Consider the following 20,648-nt stretch of genomic DNA (forward strand, 5'->3'; position numbering starts at 1 on the left):
GTCTTCGCCAAGGGCATGGGCATCGCCGCTCCTCAGCTTGGCGTCGGCCGCCGTTATCCAGCCCGCCGAGACCGGCGCTGGTGTCATCGTCCTGCTCAACCCGCGCGTCACCGATGTCTCCGAAGACACCGACGAGCAGTACGAGGGGTGCCTGTCCTTCTTCGATGTCCGCGGCAGGGTGCCCCGTCCGCGCACGCTGCGGGTACGGCATCAGGACTTCGACGGGAAGTGTCGGACGACGATCTTCACGGATGGGCTCGCCCGGCTGGTCGCGCACGTAGTCGATCATCTGGACGGGGTGCTGTATGTCGCGCGAATGGCTCCCGGCAACAGCACGATCTCGGTGGCCGAGTATGTGGGCACGGGACAGAACTGGCGGTACAGCCCGCGCTCCGGGGGATAGGTCGGAACAGCCTTTTCAGCGGCAGGCCGGGCATCTGCGGGGGTAGTTGTAGTGCAGATTCCACGTGTTTAGCGCTTCAGCTCGTTGGGCTTCTGAGGCCCAGGTGCGGGTGTAGAGGAACTCTTCGGTGAGGATGCGGTTGTAGCGTTCGATCTTCCCGTTGCGCCTCGGCGTGTACGGGGTGATGCGCTGGTGGCGGCTGCCTTCGAGGGCTGCGCCGAAGATGCCGGCGCGGTAACAGGCGCCGTTGTCGGTCACGATGCGCTCGATTGCGGTGATGCCGTGCGCCGCGAACCAGGCGCGTGCTCGGTCAAGGAACGCAACTGCGGTGTCGGCTTTCTCGTTCTCGAGTGCTTCGGTGTAGGCGAGGCGGGAGTAGCCGTCGATCGCGGAGGGCAGGTAGACGTAGCCGGTCCTTGAGCCGCGTGTTTTCGTGCGGTCGACGGCTTTCGCTTGCGGGCTGCCCCGCCCGTGTATACGCGCCAACCGCCGCCGTCCGGGATACGCCCGACTTTCTTCACGTCGATATGCACCATATGGCCGGGGCGTGCGGCGATGATCTGCTGCGGTTCACGATTCGTCTCGCCGGTCGGGTCGATGAATCGACGCCGGTTCAAGCCGAGCTGTGCGAGGAGCCGGGTGATGGTGCGTCGGCTGACGGGCGTGCCGTCCTGCTCCAGCTCGAACGCGATCCGCGAGGCAGACCACTTGCGCTCGCGGCGCATCCTCTCGTCCGGTCGACCAGACGACCAGGGGTAGCGGTCGGCTGCCGGTGCGGGGCCGAGGACCGGTCAAGCAGTCCGAGCTCGCCGTGGTGGCGTAACGATTCACCCACTTCGACGCCGTCACTCGCGATATCCCCATTTCCGCGGCAACATGCGCGACCGGGCGGGTGCGACAGCGCTCGATGAGCCGGCGGCGCCCTTCCGGGGTGAGCGGGGCGTTGCGGTGAGTCATGCGACCCGGACGTCTTCGGTCGACGCGGCGGGCTCAGGGGCGGACAAATGTATCCGTTTGGGCAGCAAGAGCGGGGTGGCGAGCAGGAGAACGCCGGACATGGTGATCGCGGCGAGCGGGCTGGTGAGTGTGGCGAGAATGCCCCAGATCACCATTAGGGCAGCTTGTAGGAGTTTGCTGATGGCACTCCATGTACTGAGGATTTGGGCGGTGTGATCCGCGGGAGTCCGTTGCAGGCGTTCTGTTGCGTAGATCGGATTGAAGATGCCCATGCAGGTGATCAGCAGGCCCTCGACGATGATCACGGTGAGGAGACCGGGGATGCCGGGATGGACGAACGTGAGACCGAGTGGGAAGAGCGATCGCAGCCAGCCGGAGACGAGCATGACCCGGTGCCGGCCGTAGCGGGTCACGAGGCGCGCGGAGAGGCGGGCGCCCACGAAGCCGCCGAGTGCCGGGATGCCGAAGGCAAGACCGTATTGCCAGGCCGGGAAGTGGTACTGGCCCAGCAGGAGGACGGACAGGAGCGGGACGGTGGCCATGATCAGGCCGCCGACCAGGATTGAGTTGAGGAACAGGCACCTTAGTGCGCGGTCGCGGAGGATGAACCGCCAGCCGCCAAGAAGGTCGGCTCCGCGCAACCTGGTGGCCCGGTCGCGGGGTGCCGCGACGTCGCCTCCGCGGATGCGGAGGACCCCGAGCGCGGACAGCAGGTAGCTGAGGGCGTCGGCCATGACAGTGATGACCGGGCCGAGCAACCCTATGAGTGCACCACCGAGGGGCGGGCCCGCCGCGGTCGCCACCCAGCTCGTGCCCTCGAATCTCCCGTTCGCCACAAGGAGGTGATCGCTACGGACGAGATACTTCAGATACGCGCCGGATGCGGCAGTGAAGGCGATGCTCGCGGTCCCGGAGATGACCGAGACGACCAGCAGTTGGCCGTATGAAAGCAAGCCGAGGACGTACGCGATCGGGACACTTGCCATCGCGACGAACCGGATCAGGTCCATCGCGATCATCACCGGACGCTTGGCCCGGTGCTCAACCCACGGCCCGAGCGAGAACGCAACAATCGCCGCGACGGCAAGCCCGGCCGCCTCCAGGAGCGACACGGCGAATGCCGGCGAGTGCAGCACTCGAACCGCGATCAGCGGGAACGCGCCGAAGGCAATCCACGTACCGTATGTACTGACGGCGTAGGCCGACCACAGCCAACCGAAACTGCGCCCCAACTGCACGCGCATGCGACTCCCTCGTGACAACCGATGTTCGGGTCTCTGAATCACACCGGCCGCACCGTCGCGGGATCAAACAACCGACTCCGGGGCGAGCCACAACCATCAGTTGGGCACGCTTATGCTGGATCAATGGATACCGAGGCGGTGCGATCGTTCGTCCGCGCGGCCGAGCTCGGACAGCTGCAACACGCAGCCGACGAGCTCGGCGTAACGCAACAGGCCGTGTCGAAGCGGATCGCAACCCTCGAGCGCGCACTCGACGTCCGGTTGTTCACCCGCACCGCCCGAGGGGTCGAGCTGACACTCGACGGCCAAGCTTTCCTCCCGCACGCCCGGAACATCATCACGGGTGTCGATCGCGCCATCACCGCGATCAGACCGGGCTCGCGGGCCCTTCGGATCGACGTTCTCGGCCTGCGATCCGCGCAGGCCGTCGTCCTGCACGACTATTGGCGGTCGCATCCCGAAACCGACCTCGACGTGGTGACCCTCAGGGTCAACGACCCGCGCGTGGCGGTCACCGCCGTCCAAGCAGGCGATATCGACGCCTCGTTCCGCTCGGTCACCGACCCGGCCGCACTGCCGCGCGACGTGCAAATGATCCACGCGTTCGACTCCCCGCTGGAACTCCTCGTCGGCCCGAGGCACCCGCTCGCCTCCGCACGAACACTGACACCATCCCAGCTGCGCCAGCACCGGATCTGGGTGCCGGGTATCGCGCCGCGAAGCGAATGGGCAGAGTTCTACGATCAGCTCGCCACCGACTTCGACCTCCGCATTGACGCCGCGGGCCCGAACTTCGGCAACGAGGTACTCCTCGACATCCTCGCGGACTCCGCAGACGTGGCAACCCTCGTAGGCTCGCGCGACCGGTACATCTGGCCGACGAACTACGACCTACGCCGCATCCCGATCGTGAATCCGACGCTCGCATACCCGCTCTCGCTCATCTTCCCCCGAGCGAATCCACACCCAGGACTCCGGGCAATCATCAACCACTTCGGAAGCCTGGCACCGCTCCCCGAGACAGCCTGGCTCCCATCCTGGGCAACGACACCACGCCGCAGCGACGGAAGCATCGAACACACCCGACGCTGACGGTCGCTTCCAGCAGCACGGGAGTGTCATGAATCAGGTGTGTGCTTCCCCGAAGGAGTGGCCTGATGAGTACGACGACGGATCACCTGATCGAGGCCGCTGACGGTGTGTCGCTTGCCGTGGCCGGTGAGGGCGTCGAAGGTGCCGACGTGAAGTCGATGCCGGTATCCGCGAACGGTCTGTCCAGCGAGCTGCTGGAGGAGCTGGCCGCGCTGGCGGCCGAGAAGGTGCGCCTGGGAGGGCTGCGACTGATGGGCGAGGGCGGGCTGCTGCCCGAGCTGGCCCAGCATCTGATGCAGGCCGCTCTGGAGGCCGAGATGGATGTGCACCTCGCGGCCGAGGCCGAGCGGGCCGGCGGCCGTGGTTCGCGCTCGGGCGGCAACATGCGCAACGGCTACCGGGCCAAGAAAGTCATGACGGAGGTCGGCACGGTGACCGTGCAGGTCCCCCGGGACCGTCTGGGCACCTTCAGCCCGCGGTTGCTGCCCAAGTACGCCCGCCGGACGGGTGCACTGGACGAGATGGTGCTGTCGCTGACCGCGAAGGGACTCACCTCCGGCGAGATCGTCGCCCATCTCGCCGAGGTGTACGGGATGACGACAGCGAAGGAAACCGTCTCCACGATCACCGACAAGGCCCTGGAGTCGATGGCGGAATGGCGCACCCGCCTGCTCGACGCGGTCTACCCGGTGGTCTTCATCGATGCGATCCACGTCCGTATCCGCGACGGGCACGTCGCGAACCGGCCCATCTATGTGGCCATCGCGGTCACCGCCGACGGCTACCGGGAGATCCTCGGGCTGTGGGCCGGCGACGGCGGCGAGGGCGCCAAGTACTGGCAGACCGTCCTGACCGAGATCAAGAACAGGGGCGTCCGTGATGTGCTGATGCTGGTCTGCGACGGCCTCTCCGCCCTGCCAGACGCGGTGAACACCGTCTGGCCGCAGACCGTGGTGCAGACCTGCATCGTGCACCTCATCCGCGGCAGCCTGCGCTACGCGTCCCGCCGCGACTGGGCCGACGTCGCCCGCGACCTCAAGCCCGTATACACGGCCGTCAACGAGGAGCAGGCCCGGCAGCGACTGGCCGACTTCGACGACACGTGGGGCAAGAAGTACCCCTCGATCACCGGGACCTGGGAACGGGCCTGGAGCGAATTCGTCCCCTTCCTCGGCCTCCCGGACGCCATCCGCCAGGTCGTCTACACCACCAACGCCATCGAGTCGCTGAACGCCCGCTACCGACGCGCGGCCCAAGCCAGCGGCCACTTCCCCAACGAGACCGCCGCCCTCAAGCGCCTCTACCTGGCCACCCTGGCCCTCGACCCCACCGGACGCGGCCGCCAGCGCTGGAACAACCGCTGGAAGAGCGCGCTGAACGAGTTTGACCTCCTCTTCGACGGCCGCCTTTCAGCCGGACGGGTGTAGACCAATCAGCCCACGGAAGAACCTGTAGGCCAATCAGACGAATCACACCTCATTCCTGATAGACCCGCGTGGAGCCGGACCGTGACGAGGAGACCGCCGGCGGGGCGGGGGACGAGGTCGAGGGTCCCGTCGTGGGCGCGGACGATGCTGTGCACGATGGCCAGGCCGAGGCCGACGCCGGCGTGCTCGTCGGTGCGTACGCGTTCCGTTCCGCGCTGGAAGGGTTCGGTGAGGGTCGGTACCAGTTCCGGTGGGAGCCGACGGCCCGTGTTCTCGACCCGCAGCACGCTCGTGTCGCCGTGCGCCTCGGTGTGGACCGTCACGGTGCCGCCGGTGGGGAGATTGTGGACGATGGCGTTCTGGACGAGGTTCGTCACCATCCGCAGCAGGAGCTCCGCGGAGCCGCTGGTCCGGGCCGCCCCGCCGGTGACGTCGAGCGTGATCCGTCGTTGTTCGGCGAGGGGAAGCAGCGTTTCGGCGGCTTCTTCGGCGAGGAGGGAGAGGTCGACGCTCTCGCGGGTGAAGTTTCCGCGGTCGCCGCGGCTGAGCAGCAGGAGGGCCTCGGTGAGGTCGATCGCCCGCGTATTGACGGCGTGCAGGCGTTCGATGAGTTCGCCCCGGTCCCGTGTGGGGTCCTTGCGGGCGACGTCGAGGAGCGTCCGCGAGATCGCCAGCGGGGTGCGCAGTTCGTGGGAGGCGTTCGCGGCGAACCTCTGTTGCTCGGCGACGTGGGACTCGAGTTGGTCGAGCATCGAGTCGAACGCGTCGGAGAGTTCACGGAATTCGTCCTGGCGGCCCTTCATGCGGATCCGGTGGGCCAGCGACCCGTTCCCGGCCATCCGTGCCGCATCCGTGATCTGTGTGAGTGGTGCGAGCATCCGGCCGGCGAGGATCCATCCCCCGATGAGGCCGAACACGAGCAGGAAGACCATCGCCATGGCCGCGGCGGGGGCGAAGGTGCGCACAAGGAGGTAGCGGTTGGGCGAGATTCCGAGAAGGCCCTTGGGGTTGTCGGGTACGTAGCGCAGCAGGAACACCCACACCACGGCCAGCAGGAGAGCGCCGGCGACGGCGAGGAACCCGGCGTAGCTGAGGGTGAGTTTCAGTCGGGCGCTGAGCCCTGGGCGTCTATGCATGCGTACTGCCGGGGTCGGTGGTGTCCCTGCCGGGAGTGATGGTGTCCGTACCGGTGTCGATCCGGTAGCCGACGCCGGGCACCGTGGCGATGATCCATGGTTCGCCGAGCCGTTTGCGCAGTGCGGAGACGGTGATGCGCACGGCGTTGGTGAGGGGGTCGACGTTCTCGTCCCAGGCCCGTTCCAGCAGCTCTTCGGCGCTGACGACCCCGCCCTCGGCGGTGACGAGGACTTCCAGCACGGCGAACTGTTTGCGGGTGAGTGCGACGTAGCGTCCGTCGCGGAAGACCTCCCGGCGGAAGGGGTCGAGCCGCAGGCTCGCGATCTCGCGGATCGGGGGCCGGGCGTACGCGCGTCTGCGGTCGAGCGCCCGCAGCCGCAGGACAAGCTCCCGCAGCTCGAACGGCTTCGTGAGGTAGTCGTCGGCGCCGAGCTCGAACCCGGAAGCCTTGTCGTCGATCCGGTCGGCAGCGGTGAGCATGAGGATCGGGATGCCGCTGCCGGAGGCGACGAGGCGCCGGGCGACCTCGTCGCCGGAGGGGCCGGGGATGTCGCGGTCGAGGACCGCGAGGTCGTAGGAGTTGACACTGAGCAGTTCCAGGGCGGAGTCGCCGTCGCCGGCGATGTCGGCGGCGATCGCCTCAAGCCGCAGACCGTCACGGACGGCTTCGGCCAGGTAGGGCTCGTCCTCCACGATCAGTACGCGCATGTCTGAAGCCTAAGCAGCACAACTTATCGCCGACGTATGCAAAGACGTGTGCACACCGGACATGCGACTCAGCCTGCCGGTACCGGCGCGGGGCGAGGCTCGTCCGACGGCGCTTTTGCCGTTGTGCGCCACCAGCGGCGCGACGCCAGCGCGGCCAGTACGGCGCCGGCGGCGTTGACCAGTACGTCGTCCACGGAGGACACCCGGTCAAGGCGCAGGACGTACTGCGCGGCTTCGACCAGGACCGAGCAGCCCGCCCCGAGCGCCAGGATCCGCGGCACGGACGCCAGCGCCGCGAACCGCATCGGGGCGAAGAACCCCAGCGCCGCGAAGACCAGCAGGTTGCCGACGATCCCGAGCGGCCCCATCGTCACCAGGTCCCGCAGCGGTACCAGGCTCACCCGGGCGGGGACGGTGCCGGCCCCGGCGCCCGGCATCATGGTCAGCCAGAGGAACGGCACCGTCCCGTGGACCATGCCCACCTCGGCCAGCGACATCCGCCACGCCGAAGTGACGCCGGCGGCACGCCGACGGAGCGCCAGAGCCCACACCACCAGCGCGGCCACCGGCAGCGTGACCAACGTCATGAGCACCACGCCGTTGAACGTATCGAAGCAGCCGTGCCACCGCCCGGCCATGCACCTCGGAGCAGACATCATGAGCGGCCCCCGCACGACGAAGGCGGCGCCCGCCAGGCCGAGGATTGCCAGGCCGAAGAGCACGATCCTGCGCATGTGGCGGAGCGGTGCTGACAGGGATACGTTGTGGTTCACGCCCCCATTGGAGACGGAGGGCCGTTGCGGTGGCGTATGCGATTTTCGATACGCCCGCGATACACGGAATCCCCGGCATCAAGGAACTGGCGCAAGCCGGCAGTGAGATGGTCCCGCCGCTGGTGATCGCGCCAGCCCAGCGACCGCAGGTGCTGGACGACTCGTCCGTGAACATCGCACTGCCGAGCATCCAGGACGAGCTCGCCGTCACGCCCGCACATCTGCCCTGGACCGTGAACGCCTAAAGGCTGTCACGTATGGGGCGAGAGTTATCCCGTGAGGGCGAGGTTGTGAAGTCGGGCGACGCCCAGCATGGCCTGGTGGACGCCGTTGCCCTTGAGCCGGCAGTCCCGCAGGATCTTCCAGTTCTTCAGGCGGGACAGGGCCTGCTCGACGCGGGCGCGTGCTGTGCGGTGAACCTTGTTCTCGGCCTCCTGCTCGGCACTCAGGTGCTGTTGGCCTCGCCGTCTGCGGTGCGGGATGACCGCACCGGTGCCCCGGTAGCCGCCGTCGGCGATGATCGGAGCTCCGCGACAGGCCCGGTCAACGCCGGATTCGGTGAACGCCCGGCAGTTGTTGCGGCTGCCGGGCAGCGGGAGGCCGATGGCCACCACAAGGCGGCCGTTGGCGTCGATGACGACCTGCAGGTTCGTCGAGTACCGGTAGTTCTTGCTCGATGCGGAGATGCTGCGGTCGCGGGGTGGCACCAGCGTGCCGTTCACGATGTACACGGTGTCCTTGCGCGGCCGGTGGGTCGGCGAGATCGCCATCAGCGGGGCGAGATGGTCCGGGATCCGATCGGCCGCGGACTTCGAGTTCCCGAACAGCGGCGCGGCGCCGGCCAGGCCGCCCATCCCGCCCACCAGCAGTCGATGTCGAGCTCGGACCCAGTGACAGTGAGGAAACCCAGGACACTGCGGTCAAGGAGCCAGCCGAAGAGGTTGGGGGCATCCGGAGTGTTCGACTGGTCCTGTGTTCAAGTAGCGCACGACTTGAAGCACCGCCCCGCCGCCCTTGCCAGACGCTTTCACTCAGCACCTCCCGTGTCGGACGCGGACAGTTGTCGATCCTGGAAGGTCGTCTTTCGCTGTTGCGAAGCGTGTTTTCCCTGGACCCGCAGAAGATTCAAATCGCTTAAGTATCCGCAGCACGGTGCCGGTGGGCCAGACGCGGAGCATCAACCGCAGGACTGATGAATCATTACCTGTCGTGACATAAGAACTCGTAACACGATCATGGTGAAGGGCTGTGAGTCGCCTCCAGCAGATCAGTCCGCAGGCCAGGGAGGCTATGGCGTTGTGGAGGTCGAGCCGCCGTTTCCAGCGGACTGCGAGGCGCTTGAACTGGCGCGCGACGGTCTGCCTCGACGACATTCCGCAGCTGGTCGAGACCGACGATGTACGGCGCCCCTTCGCTGTTACTGTCGCGCCATGTCCAAGATCGAGATAGACGTGGTGACCGTCGAGTTCTTCGATGCCTTTGACAACCGGGGCGGCAAGGCTGCCGACGTGGCCCGGATCCGCCGGCTGGTTCTTCCGGGTGGCGTGATCGTCAAGACCGGCCCGGAGTTCACGGTCTACACCGTGGACGAGTTCATCGAGCCTCGCCAACGGCTGCTGACCGACGGTCGGCTGGTCGAGTTCTCCGAGTGGGAGACCTCTGAACGGACAGAGATCGCGGGCCATATCGCGTCGCGGTTCGGCGAGTACCGCAAGTCCGGGATCTTGGATGGTGAGCCGTTCGAGGGAGGCGGGACCAAGACCATCCAATTCGTCCGCACCTCAGAGGGCTGGCGGATCGCAGCGTTTGCCTGGTGCGACCAGCCCTGACCGCAGGGGCGGTCCGGCTGCGGCTTATCAGCTTGGGTTGATGTGGTGCGTCGCACCGGGCTCAATCATCCTCGTTCGACACGGTATATCGAGCACCTTGACAGCCGGGTCGCCCCGCCCTCGGGAACGTGGACGCAGGGCGCTATGAGCTCGTAGCACGGTCATGACTGGTGCTTCTTGAGGCGTCGCCAGCAGATGAGGCCGCAGGCCAAAGAGACGAAGGCGTCGTGGAGTTCCGGGCGGCGTTCCCAGCGGACGGCGAGCCGAAGGCGGAACGCTGCCCGGGCCGCCGCCCGAGCATCGCACCTGCAGCGAGCGCGTGAGCTACACCCTCGGCCTCCGTCGGCTCCCTACGAGACGAGTGAGGCGGGCTCCCGGTAGGCCCAGTGTCGGCACCACCGCCCGAAGATCACGGCACGTACGCTCATGCACATGGTTCAGCAACGAATGGTTGACGTGAACGGCGTTCGGCTGCACATCGCCGAGCAAGGCGACGGCCCCCTGGTGGTGCTCCTGCACGGCTTCCCCGAGTCATGGCACTCCTGGCACCACCAGTTCGGCCCTCTGACCGATGCGGGCTTCCGAGTGGTCGCCCCTGACCAGCGTGGATACGGACGCAGCGACCATCCCGACGACGTCGACGCGTACACCATCTTCCACCTGGTCGGTGACGTCGTCGGACTGATCCAAGCCCTGGGCGAGGAGAAGGCGTACGTCGTCGGGCACGACTGGGGCGCGCCGGTCGCCTGGCACACCGCGCTGCTGCGACCGGACATGGTGCTCGGGGTGGCCGGCCTGAGCGTGCCACCCCCCTTCCGGGGGACGCAGCCTCCGCTGGCCGCCATGGACAAGAAGTTCGGCGGCCGCTTCTACTGGAACTACTTCAACCGCCCTGGTGTCGCCGACGCCGAGTTCGCCAGGGACGTACGCACCACCCTCCGTAAGTTCTTCTATTCGGCTTCCGGCTCCGCTCCTGACACCGGCGCGGTCAAGCAGCCGCTGGTCAAACCCGGGCAGGGCTGGCTCGCGGCCATGCCGGATCCCGAGGTACTGCCGGAGTGGTTCACCGAGGACGATCTCGATGTACTCACCGAGAGTTTTTCCAAGGGCTTCACCGGGGCCCTCAACTGGTACCGCAACCTCGACCGCAACTGGGAACTGACCGCTCCGTGGCACGGCGCCGTCGTCACCCGGCCCGCCCTGTACATCTACGGCGACCGCGACGCCGTCCCCGCCTTCCCCGGCACACCCGAACTCATCGAGAGCCTCCCCGACCTCATGCCCAACCTGTGGCGCAAGCCCCTCAAACTGGCCGGCTGCGGGCACTGGACTCAGCAGGAACGCCCGGACGAGGTGAACGCGGCGCTCATCGAATTCCTCAGGGCCTGTGCCTGAGCCTGGCCTACCGACTCGCCCCGACTCCAAGGCCGGCGGAACAGGTACTGGTGTGCCTGCTGGCCGACGACCTCGGTGCCCCGTGCGGAGGTGGGAGAGACAGCTTGATGTCGCCGGGCTCGGCGTCGACGCGAACGACACGGCGGCAAGAGCCCGGCAGGGGTGGCGGCCCGCGTCTTGTGCCGGATCCTCGGGCTCACGGCGGCGATCTGGCACAACGACAAGACCGGACAGACGGTCAAACGATCACTGACCGCCTACGGTCACGGACCGCAACGACACCCCTTGGACTCATTCATCTAGTCGAAACGGCGCCGCCTCCCGGCAGGCAGGCCGAGGAGGCGACGGAGAAGAGAAAGCGCGGTCGGGCCGCCTAGACGAGGGCGACGGCGAACAGGGCGAAGGCGAGCACGATGACGGCCACGCGGACGTAATGGAACCGGTCCCACCGCCTCACCTGCTGCTTCCAGTCCGCGGGCACGCCCTCGCGCGACCAGGTCGCGACACGCGAGTTGATCGGCACGAGTAGCAGGATCGACATCACCACGCTCAGCACGAGCAGCACAGCGCCCGCTGCGATGAGCGTCGCGCCCGCGCCGCCCCACGCCAGTGATGCGATGCTAGACATATCACTGCTCTATTGTCTAGCGGTGCTAGAATCTGCTCATGTCGGTACGTGAACGCAAGGAACGCGAGCGGGCCAACCGCCACAGGCTGATCGTCTCCACGGCCCGCGAACTCGCTGAAACCCAGGGATGGGACGCCGTCACCACGCGTCGGCTCGCCGAGCAGATCGAGTACAGCCAGCCTGTGCTCTACAGCCACTTCCGGGGCAAGAACGAGATCGTGGGAGCGGTCGCGCTTGAGGGGTTCGCCGAGCTGACGGACGCGCTGCGCGCCGCGGTGCCGCAAGGGCCCGCCGACCGGGAGGCGGTGGCAGCAATGGCCGGCGCCTACATCGACTTCGCCGCGCGCAATCCCGCCCTATACGACGCGATGGTCGGCCTTGACAACGGCCTCCCCTTCGCCGACGAGGCCACACCCGCCCCGCTGCGTGAGGCGTTCCGGGCCCTGCTGGACCCTCTTGTCGACCACGCGCACCTTGATGAACCGGGGTTGTTCGTTGAGACGTTCTGGGCCGCGTTGCACGGACTGGTCACCCTCACTCGCGCCGGACGCTTGCCCGCCGACCGGGTCGCCGACCGCCTCACGCTGCTGGTCGACCGCTTCGTCCCCCGCTAGGCCCTAGCCGATGCGCATCCACGGATCGAGTATCGGTAAGACCACCGGCGAGCGCGAGGAACTCGCGGCCCGGCGCAGGGAGAACGCCCACCTCAGGCGGGCGAACGAGGTGCTGCGGACGGCCTCGGCTTTTTTCGCCGCGCAGCTCGACCCGACCCGGCCCAGGTGGCACGGCCACGGGTCGCCGACCGGCACTGAATGCCCCCGACGTCTCCAGGAGGAGCCACCCGCTCTCCGCCAGGCGCCTGGCCTTCGACCGCACCCCTTCGACCTTCGCCGGCGTCGTCCCAGGGCCCAGCTCCACCGCGATCTCCTTGGCGCGCAGCGGCCCGTGACCCGCTGATCGCTGCTGTTCCAGCACGCCGAGAATCCGCTGATAGTCCGGCGCCAGCACCGTCACCGGCAGCCCGTCCCGCCAGGGCGGCACCGTCGAGCCCGGCACCGGGGCGAGCGACGGCGCCGCTTCCTCCTCCGCCTCGATCACGGGCACGGCAGTGGTGTCGGGCCGCAGAGACTGCCAGGGCCTCGACCAGTTCCTCCCGCGCGATCACCCGTCGGTCCAGCTCGATCCCGGCGGCCTCCAACACCTCGGCCAGCCGCGCGACTTCCTCCCGCAGACCCTCTACCCGCACGCGGGCAGCTGCCTCCCGTGCCTCCCGCATTCCCAGCACCGACCCCACCGCGCACCCCTCGCCCACGAAGCGGACACAAGACGCCGCATGCCTCCCTCACCCCGAGCGGAACCATGCCCGACCAGCAAGAATCAAGCGATCAAGTTCGGTTGAGATACGGCTTCTCAGCCACAGTGATGTGGGTCCCGTGACACCGACGCTTGATCGTTGTCACTCCGGGGTGATGGCCACTAGGTTCAACCGACGGCTGAGTGGCTGAGGTGTGAGGCGTCGGGGGTGCGGTGTGACGACGGAGACCGATCTGGAGCTCAGCGATGGTCGCAGGCTGCATGTGTACGACACCGGCGCGGACAACTCCGACGGCCGCCTCGTCGTCTTCTGGCACCACGGCACGCCGAACATCGGCGCACCGCCTGAGCCCCTCTTCCCGGCCGCCGCCCGGCTCGGCATCCGCTGGGTGTCCTACGACCGGCCCGGATACGGCGGATCCACGCCCCACCCCGGCCGGAACATTGCGTCGGCCACAGGTGATGTAGCCGCCATCGCCGAGGCGCTGGGCATCGACCGGTTCGCGGTGATGGGACATTCCGGCGGCGGTCCCCACGCCTTGGCATGCGGCGCCCTGCTACCAGAACGTGTCCTCGGCGTGGTCAGCGTGGCAGGACTGGCCCCGCTCGGCGCTGCAGGGCTCGACTGGTTCGACGGAATGGCAGACTCCGGCGTGGCATCCCTACGTGCTGCCGCCAAGGGGCGCGCGGCGAAGGAGATCTACGAGGCGAGTGCCGAGTACGACCCGGGAATGTTCACCCCGGCCGACCATGCTGCACTCTCTGAAGAGTGGTCCTGGTTCGGCGACGTCTTCGGTCCAGCCGTGGAGGCCGGCCCAGGCGGGCTGATCGACGACGACCTGGCCTACGTCACCCCGTGGGGATTCGATCCCGGCCAGGTCATCGCGCCGGTTCTCTTCCTGCACGGCGGCCGGGACCGTGTCGTACCCAGCTCGCACAGCCAGTGGCTCGCCAGCCGCTGCCCCGCGGCAGAACTGCGGCTCAGCGCGGCCGCCGGACACATCTCCGTCCTCAACGCCGGCGCGGCCGCCCTGGAATGGCTCGTGTACCACTCCGACCACGCATGATCTCCGTGTGACACCCCGCCGTGCCCGGCCGGCTGCCACCTCGCCCGGCCGACCGCCGACATTCTGACCACCGCAGGGATCACCATCACGGACAGCGACGTCTTCTACGAGAAGGGCGCCCCGAAGCCCATGGGAGCCGACTCCCTCGGCACCGCCCTGTCTCCCTGGCCACTTGCCGCTCGACCTGGCCGAGCAATGAGTCGGATGCAGATGATCGAGCAGGTCGGCGGGCACCGCTCGTCTGACCGCGCCCCGCGTACTTGCTGGCCGTGCCTGTCACGGAAGCGCGGTCACAGCCAGTTGGATTGCTCAGTCTCAGGTGATGACGGTCCTGTGACGTCGAAGGCGGAGCGTTGCTCGCCCGACAGCGTCACATCGGTGTGCCCGGCACCTGCTGGGGAGAGGCTGGCGGATGGGCGCCGTAGCGCCCTGGAATGGACGTTCTCCCCTCTGCCTGTTCGGGCCGCGACATCTACAACGATCCGGCGGAGCCAGGGCCGCTCCGTGGACGAAACCGGACTCCCGGGGGAGTCGACCCGGTTGGCCTTCGTCCTGGAAGCGATGGACCGCAGAGCGGGCAGCGAACGGACTGCCCTGCGCAACCGCTCTGGTCCGGCGGGCGGCGGATCAGCACACGCATCCATGCCTCGTACTGGGCGCCTTGTCATCATGACCGCACGCTCAGCCTCGGTCCGCCCCTGAGCCTGGTCACGTCCGGCGGGGACACGGCCCGAATCCGCGGATCAGGCAATGGCGCCCCAGCGCACCTCCTGCCGTGGCGAGACGATGCCTGACCCGGCCGCCGACCCTACGGTGATGGCATGACGGTGCTCAACAGTTGGAGGCGGCAGGGGCGAGTCCGGAACCGCGCGGTCGACGCCTTGGGCGTGGCTGTGCTGTGCGTGCTGTCGGTGGCGGCTGCCTCGGTGGACCCGCACCAGCACCAGTTCGTGTTGCGGTGGCCCGCCGTGGTGCTGGCTGCCGTCGGCTGCTCGGCGTTGGTGTGGCGGCGTCGCCACCCGTTCGGCGTACTGGCCGTCGCCGTTGGCTGCGGGGTGGTTTTTCAGGTGCTCGGGTTTCGGGAGAGCCCACTGGTGACAAGCCCGGTTCTGGTGTCCGTCTACAACGTCGCCGTACAGACCGACCGGCGCACTGCCTGGACCGCGGCAGCTGTCTCGGCTGCCGTCATGGTGGGCGCTGGCGCGGTGTGGTCCTCGAACTCATGGCTGGACCCGGACAATGTCGCGACGCTGGCCTGGACGGCTCTGCCGGCCGCCGTCGGGGACGGGCTGCGCTCACGGCGCGCCTATGTGGCGGCCGTGGAGGAACGGGCGGAGCACGCCGAGCGCACCCGCGAGCAGGAAGCACGGCAGCGAGTGGCGGCCGAACGCGTCCGGATCGCACGCGAGCTGCACGACATCGTCGCGCACCACATCGCCTTGATCAACGCTCAGGCAGGCGTCGCCGTCCATCTGGTGGACCAGCGCCCGGAACAAATCCTGACGGCTCTGGAGAACATCCGGGACACCAGCCGCTCCGCGCTGGACGAACTACGGGTGACCGTAGGTCTGCTGCGGCAGTCCGACGAGCCGGTGGCGCCCCGCGACCCGATGCCGGGCCTTGCGCAAGTACCAGCACTTCTGGCGTCGTTCGAACGCGCCGGGCTGGCCGTGAGCCACACGAGGCGAGGCACCACCGAACCGCTGGAGCCGGCGGTCGACCTGGCCGCGTACCGCATCGTGCAGGAGTCGTTGACCAATGTGCGCAAGCACGCCGGGGCCGACCATGCCCGGCTGTTCCTGCACTACCACCGTGAACGGCTGACGATCACCGTCGAGGACGACGGGTGCGCCGGACCGCACCATCCTCACCTGGGGGCCGGTCACGGGCTGATCGGGATGCGTGAGCGGGCTACCACGATCGGGGGCACGCTGTACGCGGGACCGCGCCCCGAGGGCGGTTTCACCGTGACCGCCGAACTGCCGCTGCGCCCCAGTCCGGCACTGGATCGGAGACATGAGCATGACGATTCGCGTACTGCTTGCCGATGACCAGGCCCTGCTGCGGGGCACCTTCCGCATGCTGTTCGACGCCACGGATGACATGGAGACCGTGGCCGAGGCGTCCAACGGCCGCGAGGCGGTCGAGCTGGCCGGCGCACAGCACCCGGATGTGGTCCTGATGGACATCCGCATGCCGGAGATGGACGGCCTCGAGGCGACACGGCTCATCACCGAGTCTGAGGACCTCGCAGGTGTGAAAGTGCTCATCCTGACCACCTTCGAAGATGACGAGCACGTCGCCGAGGCACTGCGTGCGGGTGCGAGCGGCTTTCTCGGCAAGGGTGCGCGACCCGAGGAGCTCCTCGATGCCGTCCGCACGGTGGCAGACGGCGAGGCGCTGCTTTCCCCGTCAGCGACACGAGCGTTGATCACTCGTTTTCTGGCCCAGCCGGATCCATGCCCGGCGGCCGTACATGAGCGGCTGGAGAGCTTGACGCCGCGGGAACGTGACGTCACGAGCCTCGTCGCACTGGGCCTGTCCAACGACGAGATCGCCGAGCGCCTGTTCGTCAGCCCGCTGACCGCCAAGACCCACATCAACCGGGCCATGACCAAGCTGGCAGCTCGTGACCGCGCCCAGCTCGTGGTCGTCGCCTACCAGTGCGGGCTGGTCAGCCCGGCTACGGAACCGGATCGCTCCCAGCAACCCGCATAACCGCCAGCACGGCGCTTCCATCGTCTGTCCCAGCCGTAGGCCGACGTAGCGCATACCGCAGCCGTGGTAGCCGGAAGTCGCTGCGTGGGGACGACGCGCTGAGGGCCGTTCCTGGGCGATGGTGAAACCCTGAACGGAGGTTTTGCCATGATGACCGAAGCCCACTGCCTGACCAAGAAGTCCGACGAGAACACGGCCGTCGAAGAATGCCGCACGATCCGTGCACTACTGGCCGGACACGAACTCATGACCCTCGCACCCGATGAGGCAAGCGCGGTGCGGGCTCACCAGGCAACCTGCAGCACATGCCGAGACGAGTACGACCGCCTCACAGCCGTGCCCGCACACCTGACTCTTCTGCGCGACGCCCTGGCGTGCGGCAAAGGCCGAAACACGCGGACGCACGCGGCCACCCGGGCCGACTGCAGCCATGCGCCACCCCGTCACCGCAGGCCACGCCGAGCGAGCCTGGCCATGCAGCTCACACTGTCTCAATGGGTCAGCGAGACCACGTCGCACATCAGGTGAGCAGACCTCGCGGAAGCGACGACGTGCCTGGGGCGGACGGCAAGGAGGCCCTTCTGCGGCGTCTCACTGGCGACCGGCGAAGAGCACTCGTACGGTTGATGAAGAGACGGATGGTGGAGGGCCCACTGCCGTGCCAAACGCGGCACCACACGCCGCCAACGGTCCCTACCGAAAGGTGGGAGACCACGATGCCCTCATCCGCATCCCACGAGCGGCTGCACCGGAATCTTTGCCGAGCTCAACTGCTACCTGACCGGCCTGGCTCGCGTGGAAGAGGGGCGCAAGCCCGAACCGACAGCCTCCGTGATCGATACCCAGAGCGTGAAGAGCTCCACCAACGTGCCCCTGACCAGCCAGGGAACAGATGCCGGGAAGAAGTTCGCAGGCCGGAAGCGGGGCATCCTCACCGACACGATCGGGCTGATCCTTGCCGTGACCGTCACCGCCGTGAGCCTGTCCGAGAACGCCGTGGGAATTCGACTCCTCAACCATGCCAAGAAGACGTACCCGACCATCTCCAAGAGCTGGGTTGACACCGGCTTCAAGAACGCCGTCGTCGAACACGGAGCCAACCTCGGAATCGACGTCGAAGTCGTCGACAGAAAATCTGGAGTGTGCGGTTTTCACGTCGTCAAAAGGCTTTGGGGCGCTGGCGAAGTCTCGGTTGGATCATGATGTGCCGACGCCTCGCCCGCGACTACGAGACCCTGCCCGCCAGCTCGGAAGCTATGATCCACATCGCCTCGATCGACAACCTCACCAAGCGCATTACGGACGAGACGACACCCACCTGGCGAGGAACTTACTAGGATGTAAAGGGTAATTCGCCTACGTCAAACGCCCTCTAAGACTCCTGCTTGCAGGAGACCGGGCCAAGAGGCCTGTCGCGGCCCGGGGAGCCGATACGCTGGACGGCAGCCATGAACCGGGGGCGGGGCTGGGGGCGGGGGCATGGATCCGCGGATGCAGTTGTCGGTGGGCGGATACGTCTGCGAGCGCGAGCTCGGCCGGGGCGGGCAAGGTGTGGTGTGGCTCGCCCGGGACCGGGCGGGGCGGCAGGTCGTGGTGAAATTCCTGCTGCCGGGCAAGGAGTACGACGAGGTCGCGCTCGCCCGCGTACGCCGGGAGTTCGGCGCGGCGAGCCGGGTCGGTGAGCTGGCCACGGCGCGGGTCCTCGACGCCGACCTGTCCGGGCCACATCCGTACATCGTCAGCGAGTTCGTCCCGGGTCCCACGATCCACCAGCATGTGGCCGCCAACGGTCCGCTGCCCTCCGGGCGGCTCCAGTCCCTGGCGCTGGCCGTCGCGCACGCGTTGGCGCAGGTGCACCGGGTGAGTGTCGTGCACCGGGACATCAAACCGTCCAACATCCTGCTCTCCCCGGACGGACCGCGGATCATCGACTTCGGTATCGCCCGCGACGACCGGTTGCTCGAGTCGGCGCTCACCACACCGGGCAGTGTGCTCGGCTCGCCCGCGTACATGTCGCCCGAGCAGGTCAAGTCGCTCCGGGTCACCGGCGCCTCCGATGTGTTCTCCCTCGGCGGCACGCTGTACTTCGCCGCCACGGGGCGGCATCCCTTCGACGGGGAGAGCGATTACGAAGTGCTCGTCGCCGTGTGCACCCGCGACGCGGATCTCACGGCGGTGCCGGAACCGGTCCGTTCGGTCATCGCGGACTGTCTGCGCAAGGACCCGGCGGACCGTCCCACCGCTGCCCAGCTCGTCACTCGGCTTGCGGGGGCGGCGGAGGCGACGGAGGGCGCGCAGGCAGAGTCGGGTTCGCCACCGCCACCGCCACCGCCCGGACGCGGGAGCGGCGGCGCTGGCACGAGTGCCAAGCAGCTGCGGCTGTGGGGGTTCGCGGCCGGTAGTGCCGCGGCGGCAGTGCTGCTTGCCATCGTGCTCAGCACCAGCTCGGGGGGATCGCCGACGGAGGGCGGCCCGCAGGCCCATGGCTCGGCCTCCGCGTCCTCGTCCGCGTCGTCCGGGAGATCCACGAGCTCCCAACCTCTCTCGTACACCGATGATTTGACCGACTCAGGCGACTGGTCGTACAAGGACCCGACCCTGGGGAAGACCACGCACAAGGGCGGGACCATGCTGGTGAGTCCCAGGACCCAGCTGGAGGTGTGGCCGCAGGCGCCCTTCGAGCCGTCCTCGTTCGCGGTACGGCTGAGCACCCAGACGGCCTGGTACGGGGGCGAGGGCGGGGTCGGGCTGTGGTGCAACGGCTCGGGGGACTACCGGAAGGGTTCCCGCTGGGCGACCTACCTGACCACGGGTCAGGAGGCCCTGATCGTGCGCGAGTTCCGGTTCAAGGGAACTTTCCAGCATGACCGGGTCGTCGAGGTCGACCTCGCGGACGTGGGCCTGAAGGTGGAGAGTCAGCAGCAGGTCGACATGTCAATGACCTGTTCCTCGGCCGGCGAGGGCCGGATCAAGGTGGAGCTCGCCGTCGACGGCACCCGGGTCGCCTCGTACACCGGAGCCGCCTTCGACGAGCGGGGCTGCGGTGTGGCCGCCTTCCACTACAGCGCGACCGACCCGCAAGGCACGGCCTTCCACGCGGGTTTCGAGCGCTTCACCGCGTCCGAGCCGTTGGGGCGCTGACGGCGCGAGCCGCTCGCCCGGCCGGATCCTCAGAGTCCCGCGCCACGACAACCTTCGGGCCCCTTGGTCCGTCATGGCGGTGTCAGCCCGTGCCTGCCGTCCGTGCCGCTCAGGCACCCCGTCCCAGGAGTCCCGCGGTACGGGTTGCCCCAGAGTTGCTGCTGTGTGCGTCGTAGGGGAACAGGTTGTGCTGGTCGGGCCATATGGCTTGTCAGGCCGGCGGGGTGGTGCAGTAGAGGGCGTAGATGATGCCGAGATCTTCCGGACGGCTGACCGAACGCAGCTGGAGTGTGACTCCGTGGAGTACCCCTCTGACTTCCCGCTCGTCGGCGGGTTCGAGGCCGCCGGCGGCGAGCGTGGCAGAGAGGGTGTTGAGCAGGCTGTGCGATGTCTCGGCTTTCAGCCCCGAGACTGCGAGCTCGTAGTCGTGATCGGGGTGGGTGTGCAGGCCGACGGTGTAGGCGAAGGGCCGGTTGCCGGGTCGCCGCCGACGTACTGCACGGCGTAGCCGGGCCGGGCGATGATCCCCGCTACGCGGCGGAGGCGTGAGTCTGGACGTCCGCTGCCGTACCCAGATCGCTGCGTGGTGGTGGGGCTCTCATGCCTGATGCCTGATGCCCGGTGCTCGGCTGAGGAGGACGGGCCTCGATTTTTCAGCGGATTCTTGCGAGGAGCCCCGGGGCTTCAGCCCCGGGAGGAATCGCATCTTGAGGTGAGCGTCGCGGAGTGTCGCGGTGTCGTGACCGGCGGAGCCAGCGAGAAGGTTCGGCGCGGAGCGGCGGGAGTGCTGGGTCCGGCGGAGCCGCACTGGTGAC

The 20,648-nt window shown here is 67.9% G+C and carries 16 protein-coding genes and 4 pseudogenes; 12 read left to right on the forward strand and 8 right to left on the reverse strand.

Translation table 11 applies throughout. The features are described from left to right. Window positions 1-37: 37 nt before the first annotated feature. Window positions 38-403 (forward strand): peptide deformylase, encoded by a 366-nt coding sequence (locus ACZ4WS_RS46275; RefSeq protein ID WP_467990013.1) that lies wholly within the window; start codon window positions 38-40, stop codon window positions 401-403. A 36-nt stretch (window positions 404-439) separates the two neighbouring features. On the opposite strand, the pseudogene ACZ4WS_RS46280 reads toward ACZ4WS_RS46275, so the two are convergent. Beyond that, a pseudogene (locus ACZ4WS_RS46280) lies at window positions 440-1,360 on the reverse strand (IS481 family transposase); the annotation flags it as partial. Beyond that, window positions 1,357-2,604, reverse strand: coding sequence for an MFS transporter (locus tag ACZ4WS_RS46285; RefSeq protein ID WP_467990015.1), 1,248 nt, complete (start codon window positions 2,602-2,604; stop codon window positions 1,357-1,359). The gene ACZ4WS_RS46285 and the pseudogene ACZ4WS_RS46280, both read right to left, overlap by 4 nt. A gap of 123 nt (window positions 2,605-2,727) precedes the next feature. On the opposite strand from ACZ4WS_RS46285, the gene ACZ4WS_RS46290 reads away from it, so the two are divergent. Next, entirely contained in the window at window positions 2,728-3,696 is a 969-nt protein-coding gene (locus tag ACZ4WS_RS46290) for a LysR family transcriptional regulator (RefSeq protein ID WP_467990017.1), read from the forward strand. A 158-nt stretch (window positions 3,697-3,854) separates the two neighbouring features. After that, a complete protein-coding gene (locus ACZ4WS_RS46295) occupies window positions 3,855-5,123 on the forward strand; it encodes an IS256 family transposase (protein ID WP_467990036.1) in 1,269 nt (422 codons plus the stop codon). 5 nt (window positions 5,124-5,128) lie between these two features. Here ACZ4WS_RS46295 and ACZ4WS_RS46300 read toward each other — a convergent pair whose 3' ends face one another. The 3 genes from ACZ4WS_RS46300 to ACZ4WS_RS46310 form a co-directional block, all read right to left on the reverse strand. Next, on the reverse strand, window positions 5,129-6,259 hold the full coding sequence (locus tag ACZ4WS_RS46300; protein WP_467990019.1) for a sensor histidine kinase: 1,131 nt from the start codon (window positions 6,257-6,259) through the stop codon (window positions 5,129-5,131). After that, window positions 6,252-6,968, reverse strand: a complete 717-nt coding sequence (locus ACZ4WS_RS46305) for a response regulator transcription factor (protein WP_467990021.1) — start codon at window positions 6,966-6,968, stop codon at window positions 6,252-6,254. The genes ACZ4WS_RS46300 and ACZ4WS_RS46305 overlap by 8 nt, the downstream gene beginning before the upstream one ends. A gap of 68 nt (window positions 6,969-7,036) precedes the next feature. Then, window positions 7,037-7,741 carry a VanZ family protein gene (locus tag ACZ4WS_RS46310; RefSeq protein WP_467990023.1) on the reverse strand — a complete coding sequence of 235 codons (705 nt, stop codon included), beginning with the start codon at window positions 7,739-7,741 and terminating at the stop codon, window positions 7,037-7,039. Window positions 7,742-7,770: 29 nt separating this feature from the next. Here ACZ4WS_RS46310 and ACZ4WS_RS46315 point away from each other — a divergent pair, with 29 nt between their 5' ends. Next, window positions 7,771-7,986 (forward strand): hypothetical protein, encoded by a 216-nt coding sequence (locus tag ACZ4WS_RS46315; protein ID WP_467990024.1) that lies wholly within the window; start codon window positions 7,771-7,773, stop codon window positions 7,984-7,986. Window positions 7,987-8,010: 24 nt separating this feature from the next. Here ACZ4WS_RS46315 and ACZ4WS_RS46320 read toward each other — a convergent pair. Then, window positions 8,011-8,574, reverse strand: a pseudogene (locus ACZ4WS_RS46320) (transposase family protein); the annotation flags it as partial. Window positions 8,575-9,171: 597 nt separating this feature from the next. Between ACZ4WS_RS46320 and ACZ4WS_RS46325 the strand changes: the two are divergent. Then, complete coding sequence (locus ACZ4WS_RS46325; RefSeq protein ID WP_467990026.1) at window positions 9,172-9,570, forward strand: DUF4440 domain-containing protein; 399 nt, start codon at window positions 9,172-9,174, stop codon at window positions 9,568-9,570. A gap of 447 nt (window positions 9,571-10,017) precedes the next feature. Then, a complete protein-coding gene (locus tag ACZ4WS_RS46330; protein ID WP_467990038.1) occupies window positions 10,018-10,965 on the forward strand; it encodes an alpha/beta fold hydrolase in 948 nt (315 codons plus the stop codon). Window positions 10,966-11,338: 373 nt separating this feature from the next. Here the strand turns inward: ACZ4WS_RS46330 and ACZ4WS_RS46335 are convergent. Continuing rightward, window positions 11,339-11,581, reverse strand: a pseudogene (locus ACZ4WS_RS46335) (anthrone oxygenase family protein); the annotation flags it as partial. Between the two features lie 50 nt (window positions 11,582-11,631). On the opposite strand from ACZ4WS_RS46335, the gene ACZ4WS_RS46340 reads away from it, so the two are divergent. The 6 genes and pseudogenes from ACZ4WS_RS46340 (at window position 11,632) to ACZ4WS_RS46365 (ending at window position 19,833) form a co-directional block, all read left to right on the forward strand. Continuing rightward, a complete protein-coding gene (locus ACZ4WS_RS46340; RefSeq protein ID WP_467990027.1) occupies window positions 11,632-12,207 on the forward strand; it encodes a TetR/AcrR family transcriptional regulator in 576 nt (191 codons plus the stop codon). 915 nt (window positions 12,208-13,122) lie between these two features. Then, window positions 13,123-13,974, forward strand: coding sequence for an alpha/beta fold hydrolase (locus ACZ4WS_RS46345; RefSeq protein ID WP_467990029.1), 852 nt, complete (start codon window positions 13,123-13,125; stop codon window positions 13,972-13,974). An 821-nt stretch (window positions 13,975-14,795) separates the two neighbouring features. Continuing rightward, the gene (locus ACZ4WS_RS46350; RefSeq protein WP_467990032.1) at window positions 14,796-16,025 is read left to right on the forward strand and encodes a sensor histidine kinase; all 1,230 of its coding nucleotides are present in this window, start codon (window positions 14,796-14,798) and stop codon (window positions 16,023-16,025) included. After that, complete coding sequence (locus ACZ4WS_RS46355) at window positions 15,997-16,692, forward strand: response regulator transcription factor (RefSeq protein ID WP_467990040.1); 696 nt, start codon at window positions 15,997-15,999, stop codon at window positions 16,690-16,692. Before ACZ4WS_RS46350 ends, ACZ4WS_RS46355 begins: the two co-directional genes overlap by 29 nt. Before the next feature lie 750 nt (window positions 16,693-17,442). After that, window positions 17,443-18,029 (forward strand): annotated as a pseudogene (locus ACZ4WS_RS46360) (transposase); the annotation flags it as partial. A 154-nt stretch (window positions 18,030-18,183) separates the two neighbouring features. Then, window positions 18,184-19,833 carry a serine/threonine-protein kinase gene (locus tag ACZ4WS_RS46365; protein ID WP_467990034.1) on the forward strand — a complete coding sequence of 550 codons (1,650 nt, stop codon included), beginning with the start codon at window positions 18,184-18,186 and terminating at the stop codon, window positions 19,831-19,833. A gap of 211 nt (window positions 19,834-20,044) precedes the next feature. On the opposite strand, the gene ACZ4WS_RS46370 is transcribed toward ACZ4WS_RS46365, so the two are convergent. Continuing rightward, a complete protein-coding gene (locus ACZ4WS_RS46370) occupies window positions 20,045-20,410 on the reverse strand; it encodes a DUF4262 domain-containing protein (protein ID WP_467990041.1) in 366 nt (121 codons plus the stop codon). Between the last annotated feature and the right edge of the window lie 238 nt (window positions 20,411-20,648).

This window comes from Streptomyces sp. NPDC029292, from assembly GCF_055569295.1.

Excerpts from the sequence above, each read along its gene's own strand:
- ACZ4WS_RS46295 (WP_467990036.1), top strand. The coding sequence starts at position 3,855 with ATGCCGGTATCCGCGAACGGTCTGTCCAGCGAGCTGCTGGAGGAGCTG.
- ACZ4WS_RS46350 (WP_467990032.1), top strand. The coding sequence starts at position 14,796 with ATGACGGTGCTCAACAGTTGGAGGCGGCAGGGGCGAGTCCGGAACCGC.
- ACZ4WS_RS46365 (WP_467990034.1), top strand. The coding sequence starts at position 18,184 with ATGCAGTTGTCGGTGGGCGGATACGTCTGCGAGCGCGAGCTCGGCCGG.
- ACZ4WS_RS46300 (WP_467990019.1), bottom strand. The coding sequence starts at position 6,259 with ATGCATAGACGCCCAGGGCTCAGCGCCCGACTGAAACTCACCCTCAGC.
- ACZ4WS_RS46340 (WP_467990027.1), top strand. The coding sequence starts at position 11,632 with ATGTCGGTACGTGAACGCAAGGAACGCGAGCGGGCCAACCGCCACAGG.
- ACZ4WS_RS46305 (WP_467990021.1), bottom strand. The coding sequence starts at position 6,968 with ATGCGCGTACTGATCGTGGAGGACGAGCCCTACCTGGCCGAAGCCGTC.
- ACZ4WS_RS46355 (WP_467990040.1), top strand. The coding sequence starts at position 15,997 with ATGACGATTCGCGTACTGCTTGCCGATGACCAGGCCCTGCTGCGGGGC.
- ACZ4WS_RS46290 (WP_467990017.1), top strand. The coding sequence starts at position 2,728 with ATGGATACCGAGGCGGTGCGATCGTTCGTCCGCGCGGCCGAGCTCGGA.
- ACZ4WS_RS46325 (WP_467990026.1), top strand. The coding sequence starts at position 9,172 with ATGTCCAAGATCGAGATAGACGTGGTGACCGTCGAGTTCTTCGATGCC.
- ACZ4WS_RS46330 (WP_467990038.1), top strand. The coding sequence starts at position 10,018 with ATGGTTGACGTGAACGGCGTTCGGCTGCACATCGCCGAGCAAGGCGAC.
- ACZ4WS_RS46285 (WP_467990015.1), bottom strand. The coding sequence starts at position 2,604 with ATGCGCGTGCAGTTGGGGCGCAGTTTCGGTTGGCTGTGGTCGGCCTAC.